The 7,872-nt window shown below is 72.3% G+C and carries 6 protein-coding genes; 5 read left to right on the top strand and 1 reads right to left on the bottom strand.

Going from position 1 to position 7,872, the window contains the following annotated elements; all coding sequences use genetic code 11:
• Positions 1-54 precede the first annotated feature (54 nt).
• The 4 genes from NBZ85_RS23910 (at position 55) to NBZ85_RS23925 (ending at position 6,061) form a co-directional block, all read left to right on the top strand.
• Positions 55-1,434 (top strand): MFS transporter, encoded by a 1,380-nt coding sequence (locus NBZ85_RS23910; protein WP_261559305.1) that lies wholly within the window; start codon positions 55-57, stop codon positions 1,432-1,434.
• A gap of 370 nt (positions 1,435-1,804) precedes the next feature.
• Entirely contained in the window at positions 1,805-1,978 is a 174-nt protein-coding gene (locus NBZ85_RS23915) for a hypothetical protein (RefSeq protein ID WP_261559300.1), read from the top strand.
• Positions 1,975-3,198: an NAD(P)/FAD-dependent oxidoreductase gene (locus NBZ85_RS23920; protein ID WP_261559301.1), complete on the top strand. Its 1,224-nt coding sequence runs from the start codon at positions 1,975-1,977 to the stop codon at positions 3,196-3,198. Before NBZ85_RS23915 ends, NBZ85_RS23920 begins: the two co-directional genes overlap by 4 nt.
• Before the next feature lie 193 nt (positions 3,199-3,391).
• Positions 3,392-6,061 carry an ATP-binding cassette domain-containing protein gene (locus tag NBZ85_RS23925; protein WP_261559302.1) on the top strand — a complete coding sequence of 890 codons (2,670 nt, stop codon included), beginning with the start codon at positions 3,392-3,394 and terminating at the stop codon, positions 6,059-6,061.
• Here the strand turns inward: NBZ85_RS23925 and NBZ85_RS23930 are convergent.
• On the bottom strand, positions 5,949-6,422 hold the full coding sequence (locus NBZ85_RS23930) for a DUF962 domain-containing protein (RefSeq protein ID WP_261559303.1): 474 nt from the start codon (positions 6,420-6,422) through the stop codon (positions 5,949-5,951). The genes NBZ85_RS23925 and NBZ85_RS23930 overlap by 113 nt on opposite strands.
• Before the next feature lie 132 nt (positions 6,423-6,554).
• Between NBZ85_RS23930 and NBZ85_RS23935 the strand changes: the two genes are divergently transcribed.
• On the top strand, positions 6,555-7,802 hold the full coding sequence (locus NBZ85_RS23935; protein WP_261559304.1) for an MFS transporter: 1,248 nt from the start codon (positions 6,555-6,557) through the stop codon (positions 7,800-7,802).
• The last annotated feature ends 70 nt before the right edge of the window (positions 7,803-7,872 follow it).

A 7,872-nucleotide genomic window follows, 5' to 3' on the forward strand; every position in this document is an offset into this window, starting at 1 on the left:
GTTCCCGCGGGGGAAAGGCCCCCGGGCGACCGCTCTGGCACGGTAGCGTGCGTGGTGCCCAAGCTGCTCGCAGACATCTCCCCGCTGCGTGAGTATCCGGCCTATCGCAGGCTGTGGGCGGGGGAGACGATTTCCTCCCTTGGTTCCCAGATCACCGCCACCGCGGTGCTGCTGCAGGTCTTCGCCATCACCCGCTCGTCGTTTCAGGTCGGCCTGGTCAGCCTGGTGGCACTGGTGCCGCTCGTCGGCGGCGGGCTGTTCGGCGGCGCCATCGTGGACGCGGTGGACCGCCGTCGCCTCGCGATGATCACCTCTGGTGGGCTGGCGGCGGTCTCGGCGGCATTTCTGCTGCTGACACTCGCCGGCGCCGTCGACGACGTCGCCTGGCCGCTGATGTGCCTGGTCGCCGTGCAGTCCGCGCTGCTGGCCGCCGACCAGCCGGCACGCCGGGCGATGACGCCGAACCTGATCCCGCTCGAGCACCTGCCAGCCGCCAGCGCCCTGGCCCAGATCGGCGGCACGGCCGCCGGGGTGTTCGGCCCGCTCATCGCCGGCGTGACGGTGGCCGCCGGCGGCTTCTCGGTCGCCTACGCGATCGACCTGGTCACCTTCGCCGCCCCGCTGTACGGGCTGGCCCGGCTGCCGGCGATGCCACCGCGCGGTGGCGGGCGCGGCGCCGGGGTCGCCAGCGTCGCCGAGGGGCTCCGGTTCCTGCGCGGCCAGCCGGTGCTGTTGATGACCTTCGTCGTCGACCTCATCGCGATGGTGTTCGGGATGCCGCGGGCACTGTTCCCGGCGCTCGCCGAGGGCCGCTTCGGCGGGGGGAGTGCGACGGCGGGGGCGATGTACTCGGCGGTCGCGGTCGGCTCCCTGCTGGCCGCCGGGCTGTCCGGCCCGCTCGGCGGGGTCCGCCGCCAGGGGTTCGCGGTGGTGGTCTCGATCGCGTTGTGGAGCGGGGCGATCGTCGGCTTCGGTCTGGCCCACGACATCGCGCTCGGCCTGGCGCTGCTGGCGCTCGCGGGCGCCGCCGACATGGTCAGCGCCATCCTGCGCAACGCGATCCTCAACGTCGCGACCCCCGACGAGATGCGCGGGCGGCTGCAGGGCGTGTTCCTCGTCGTCGTCACCGGCGGGCCGCGGCTCGGGGATCTGGAGGCCGGCGGCGTCGCGGCGGTCACCTCGCCGGCGTTCTCCGTGATCAGCGGGGGGCTGGCCGGCATCGGCTGCCTGCTGCTGGCAACGGCCGCGGTACCCGCGCTGATGCGCTACGACGCCAAGGCCGCTGTCGCGCAGGCGCGGGCCCCGTCCTCGGAGCTGCCCCCGCCTGCCGCGGCCTCGCCGGCCTCGCCGGCCTCGCCGGCCCGGACCGTCCCTCCGGTGGTACCCCGTCCCTCCGGTGATACCCCGCGGGACAGCCTCGATCCGAGTGCCTAGACCGCCCCTGGACCAGTAAGCGGCGAAGGCCAGCCAACCGGCGAGTGGCAACACACGGTCTCGGTATCGTCGAGAGTTGCACCTCTCGGTAATTGGGCTAGTGCAGATAGTTGCTGGAGGTTGATGGCGGTCGCGGGAGTGGAGAACCGGCACCAGGCTCCTGCAATTCTCGACCTCCGTGCGGCCGTGATCGCGCCCGGCCGTCAAGCTGATCGGGCCTGGGCGTCTCGTCGTCGTCCGGTGACGCATTCCCCCCGGAGCGGAACGTTACGGGATCGTTACTGCGACGCCGTTCCGTCGACATCGTCCTCTCGTCGAATGCCAGGTGACGACGGTTCATGCGAGGAGACGTATTGAGGGTGGTTCAACCGTGACCGGCATGGCGGGCTCCGGGGCTGCGTCGCTTGCGGAACGGGCCGCCGCCGACGGCACGACCTTCGTCCTAATGACCTTCGCCCTAATGACCTTCGTCGATCTCGACGGCAAGGCGGTGGCGATGGCCGGGGTGCCGCTGGCCGGGACCGCCTGGATCCCGGCACGATGACCGTGCAGGCGAGTGCCGACGTCGTCATCGTCGGCGGCGGCATCGAGGGGGCCGCGATCGCCTGGGCGCTGACCCGCAAGGGCGTGTGCAACGTGCTGGTCCTCGAACGGGCCACCATCGGTTCCGGCGGGACGGGCCGGTCCAGCGGCATCATCCACTGCCACTACGGGGTGCGCTCGCTCGCCGTGATGGCCTGGCATGGCGTGCAGTTGTTCACTCATGCCACCGAGATCCTCGGGGTGGCCGACGGGGTCGGCTTCGAACAGGTGGGCCACCTCGTCGGCGTCGGGCCGGGTGACGCCGCGGCGCTGGCGGCCAACGTCGCGGCGGCGGCGGCGGTCGGTATCGACACCCGCCTCGCCGATCCCGCGGAGGTCGCCGAGCTGTGGCCGACGGCCGACCTCGCCGACTTCGCCGCGTTCGCCTATGAGCCGCGCGGCGGCTACGGCGACGCCTACCGAACCTGCCATGCATACCTGGCCGCAGCTCGCCAGGGCGGGGTCCGGGTGCGCCAGGGCGCCTCGGTGACCCGCATCCTGACCTCGGGTTCGGGTGGGCGCGCCGGTGGGGACGGGCGTGCGATCGGGGTGGAGCTGGCTGACGGCAGCCGGATCGCGGCCGGCACGGTCGTGCTCGCGGCGGGTGTGTGGTCGGCGGGGCTGGCCGCGGGGGTCGGCGTCGACCTGCCGCTGCGTGCCCAGCGGGAGCAGATCCTGCTGGTGGCGCCGGGCGCGCCGATCAAGAATGTGCCGGTGCTGTCCGACCTGGTCGGCCTGCAGTACGTGCGGCCGGAACGCTCCGGCGAGCTGCTGGTCGGCAACAGCGACCACAGCCGCCCGCAGTGGGTCGACCCCGACGCCTACCCCGGTACCGCGGACCCGCAGTACGTGGAGCACGCCGTCGGCCGGTTCGCCCATCGCTTCCCGGGCCTGCCCGAGGTGGCACTGTCCTCGTCCTACGCCGGCTGCTACGACGTCACCCCCGACTACAACCCGATCATCTCGGCGACACCGGTCGACGGGCTGTTCGTGGCGGCGGGGTTCAGCGGGCACGGGTTCAAGATCTCGGTCGCGGTCGGTGAGCTCGTCGCGGACCTCGTCGTCGACGGGGATTCCAGCCATCCGCTCATCCCCGCCGCCGACTTCCGCCTTTCCCGCTTCGCCGAGAACGCCCCGCTGGTCAGCCCGCACCCCTACGCCGGCGCCGGCCAGATGCGTTGAGGCCGACGCCGAGATGCGCGGCCGGGCGTCAGGGGCCGTCGCGGGAGAGCACGGCGTCGACCATCGCCCGGACGGCGGACCGGAGACCGGGTCCCCTGGCCGACGACAGTCGACTTTCGGACATGTCGCGGAAGGAGGCCGGAAAACGGCCCTCGCGCAGGCACACTATGGTGCGTCTGGCGATCGAGGGAGAATGCTGGTGGCTGGGACTGCGCTGCGCGTCCACACCCCCGCGGGGGAGGTGACGCTCACCGGCGACGCTCCTGTCGTGGTGGGGCGGGCCCGGGCCGCGGACATTGTGATCAATGACGGGCGGGTGTCGCGCCGGCATCTGGTGCTGCGCCCCTCGGCGGCCGGCTGGCGGGTTGAGGACATCAGCGCCAACGGGCTGTGGTGCGACGGCCGGCGGTTGGGTGACGTCGACATCGTCGGCGAGCTGCGGCTGCGTCTCGGCGCCGCCGATGGCCCGGAGGTGGTGCTCCTGCCCCGGCCGGTCCGGCCGGTCATCCCGCCGACGGCTCCGACGCGTGGGCCGGACGCGGCGGCGATCTCCATCGAGGACCTCGCGGCCTTCGCACCCACGCCGGTCACGTCGGTCACGTCGGCGCCGGTCACGTCGGTCACGTCGGCGCCGGCCACGTCAGCGCCGGCCACGTCGGCGCCGGCCGGCGGGGGAGTGCCGGGGCAGCCCCCGGGGCCGGCCGGCACTGGATCGGGGGCGTCGACGATCGATCCGGTGACGGCGCAGAGCGCGATCGTGCACGACCGGCGTCGCGTGCATCCCCTCAGGCCCGGCCGGATGCGGATGGGGCGTTCCCGCGACAACGAGATCAACGTCGGGGACCTGCTCGCCTCCCGTCATCACGCCGAGCTGCACATCTCGCTCGGCGGGGTGGAGCTGGTCGACCTCGCGTCCGCGAACGGCACGTTCGTCAACGGTCACCGGATCAGCCGGGCCCCGGTGATGCAGCGCGACGTCATCGCCATCGGCCACCACCTGTTCCAGCTCGAAGGCAGCTCGCTCGTCGAGTACGTCGACTCCGGGGACGTCGCCTTCGAGGTCCAGAACGTCTCCGTCTGGGCCGGCACGAAGCAGCTCATGCACGACATGACCTTCCGGCTGCCCGGCCGGTCCGTGCTCGGCGTCGTCGGCCCCAGCGGGGCCGGAAAGTCCACCCTGCTCAACGCGCTCACCGGCTTTCGGCCCGCCGACCGCGGCTCGGTGCGGTACGCCGGTCGGGACCTCTACGCCGAGTACGACGAGCTGCGCCGCCGCATCGGCTACGTGCCCCAGGCCGACCCGCTGCACGACCAGCTCACCGTGCGCGAGGCCCTGCTCTACGGCTCCGAGCTGCGCTTCCCGGCCGACACCACCGCGGACGAGCGGCGCGCCCGGGTCGAGGAGGTCATCGGCCAGCTCGGGCTGTCCGCGCACGCCGACACGCGGGTCTCCCGGCTCTCCGGCGGGCAGAAGAAGCGCACCAGCGTCGCGCTCGAACTGCTCACCCGCCCGTCGCTGCTCTTCCTCGACGAGCCGACCTCCGGCCTCGACCCGGCCAACGACCAGTCGGTGATGGAAACGCTGCGCGGCCTCGCGAAGGGGGGCGGCGCAGGGTCCACCGACGAGAGCGGCCGGACCGTCATCGTCGTCACGCACAGTGTGCTGTTCCTGGATCTGTGCGACTTCATCCTGGTGCTCGCGCCCGGCGGGCACGTCGCCTACTTCGGCCCGGCCGACGGGGCGTTGCGCTTCTTCGGCAAGCAGGACTTCCGCGAGTTCGCCGCGGTGTTCCGCGAGCTGGAGGCCACCCCGGGGGAGGAGATGGCCGCCCGCTTCCGGGCGTCGGAGTTCTTCGTACCCTCGGCGGTGGTGGCGCCGGCGGTGCGCAAGGCGCCGCCGGAGCTGCCCAGCGTCCGTCAGCAGCCGGTGCACGCGCAGCTCGCGACGCTGACCCGACGCTACTGGCGGGTCGTCCTGGCCGACCGGTCCTACCTACGGCTGATCATCGCCTACCCGTTCCTGCTCGGCATCGTGCCGCGGATACTCAAGGCCCCCGACGGCCTGGGCCCGTTACCGCAGTCGCCGAACGCCGACGCCACCAAGGTGCTTGTCGTGCTGGTGCTGTGCGCCTGCTTCATGGGGATGGCCAACTCGATCCGCGAGATCGTCAAGGAACGCGCGATCTACCGGCGGGAGCGGACGATCGGGCTGTCCCGCACCGCCTACCTTGGTTCCAAAATCATCTTGTTGACCGCGATCACCACCGCGCAGTGCCTGGTCTTCACGCTCATCGCGGTGGTGGGACGCACCCCGCCGCAGGCCGCCGTGCTGGGTTCGCCGCTGCTGGAGTGCCTGCTCGCGGTGATCGTCGCGGCGCTGGCGTCGATGATGATCGGCCTGTTCGTCTCCACCCTGATCGACAACACGGACAAGGCGATGCCGATCCTCGTCCTGGTCACCATGGGCCAGCTCGTGTTCTCCGGCGGCCTGACCTCCATGACCGGTCGGCGCGTGCTGGAGCAGATCAGCTTCCTCGTCCCGGCCCGGTGGGGATTCGCGGCGCTGGCCTCCACCGACGACCTCAACGTGGTGAGCAAGCTCGGCAACCCGACCCTGCGCACGGACCCCCCCGACCAGCTCTGGGAGCACAGCGCGGGCACCTGGGCGCTCGACATCCTGATCGGCGTCGTGATCGGCGTCGCCGCACTGGCGCTCACCACGGTCATGCTGCGCCGGATCGAGCCCAAGGTCACCCGGGTGCCGGGCGCCGTGCCGGCGCCCGGCGCAGCCGGGCCGCCCGGATTCGGGCCCGGTTCGATCCAGGGCCAGCCGCCCACGGGCCGGATGCCGTTGCACGGCTGACCGTCGGATTCCGCTGCGCGGCGAGGAGATCGGCGACCTCCTCGCACCAGAAGGCCAGCCCGCACAGCTGGTAGGTCAGCGGGCCCTCGGTCAGCGCGGGGCGATTGTGCTCGAACAGCACGTGCCCGGCGACCTGCACGGCCCAGCTCGCCGCGAACACCGGCAGGCCGAGTCTGGGTCGGACAAACACGACCGGCAGGGCGAAGGCCACCCCCGGGATGCCGACCAGATGGCTCAGCCGGATCGCCCGCCCGGTGTGCTGGGACCGGTAGTACGCCATCTTCTCGGCGAACGGCGCCGCCCGGTCCGGTACCCTCTCGCCGGCCGACCTGGATTCCCGCGTGCCACGCCGGTTGTTCATCGCCGCCCACCTCCCCCCAGCCGCGCCGCCGAAGCTGAGATTCCCGCCGAGCCCTGGCCGGCTCGTCCGCCGGCCGATCCGTCCGGCCGTATTCGCGTTGCCAGGACCTGTCCCGAAGGGTAGGACCCAGACATGGACAAGGCGAACGAACCGGCGCAGGCGGGCACGTCCCGCCCGGTTCGGCTGCTCGCCGTCCTGGCGGCCGCGACGCTGCTGCAGTGGCTGGGCTCCTTCGCCATCGCTCCACTGCTGCCGCTCTACCTGCAGGATCGGCACATTTCCGCCGCCGGCGTCGGGGTCGTGATGGCGGCGTTCTTCCTCGGTGCATTGCTGTCGCAGTATGCCGCCGGGCGGGCGGCGGCTCGTGGCCACCGCGAGGTGCTGCTCGCCGGGCTCGCCGCCTACGCCGCCGGGTGCGTCGGCCTGTTCGCCTCGACGGGGGTCGGGATGGACGCGGCCATGCGGGTGCTGCAGGGCGCGGGTGCGGGGGCCTTCGAGGTCGCCGCGCTGACCGCGGTCGCCGCCACGGTCGCCCCCGGTTTTCGGGGGCGCGCGTTCAGCGCCATCTACACCGGGCAGCTTCTCGGCCTCGCGATCGGCCCGCTGGTCGGTGGCATCGCCGGCGAGCACCGGATGCACCTGGTGTTTCTGTCCAGCGGCGCGGCCGCCGTGCTGGCGTCATTGCCGGTGCTGTGGCTCCTGCCCGCGGGCGCCCGCACCGGGCCAGCTCTGGTGGATCGTGTCGCAGCGCCCGGACTGCTGCTGCGTCGCGGCGTCGTCGGACTGCTGCTTGTCGCCGGCTGCGAAGGGCTGATCAGTGGCGTCTACGAAACGTGCTGGAGCCTGCTGATGGAGCGCGACGGCGCGTCCACCACGCTGATCGGCCTCACCTTCACCCTCTTCGCGCTGCCGTACCTGGTCATCGCCTGGCCGGCTGGCTGGCTCGCCGACCGGTTCGACCGGCGCTGGCTGATCGGTGCCACCATGCTCGTCCTGTCCGTAACGGTCGCCAGCTACCCGCTTCTGCGCTCGATCCCGCTCATCGTCCTGATGAGTTGTCTGGAGGCGATGGGCCTCGCCGTGGCCTACCCCGCGGCGCAATCCCTGCTGGCCCAGGAGAGCGCCGCCGGTGACGGCACCGGCCGCGGCCAGGGCCTGTTCGCGACGACGGAGACCGGCACGACCGTGTTTGCCGCCCTGGTCTCGGGGGCGCTGTTCGCGGCCGATCCCCGGCTGCCGTTCCTGCTCGCCGCGATCGCGGCGCTGGTCACCGCCGCCCTGCTGCCGCCGCTGTGGCGAGACGTCGCCGGCACCCAGGCCCAGGCCGGGGCCCGTCAACGCCCAGGTCAGGGCGCACTGGGCGGTTCTTATCTTAGGTAAGGGTTAAGATCCTTAGTATTTGCTAATAGGCGAAACCCCCTGCGGCGGGTCGATGGGTGGGCGCTAGGGT

The sequence above is a fragment of the Frankia tisae genome, from assembly GCF_025403405.1.
In the GTDB taxonomy this organism is placed as follows: domain Bacteria; phylum Actinomycetota; class Actinomycetes; order Frankiales; family Frankiaceae; genus Frankia; species Frankia tisai.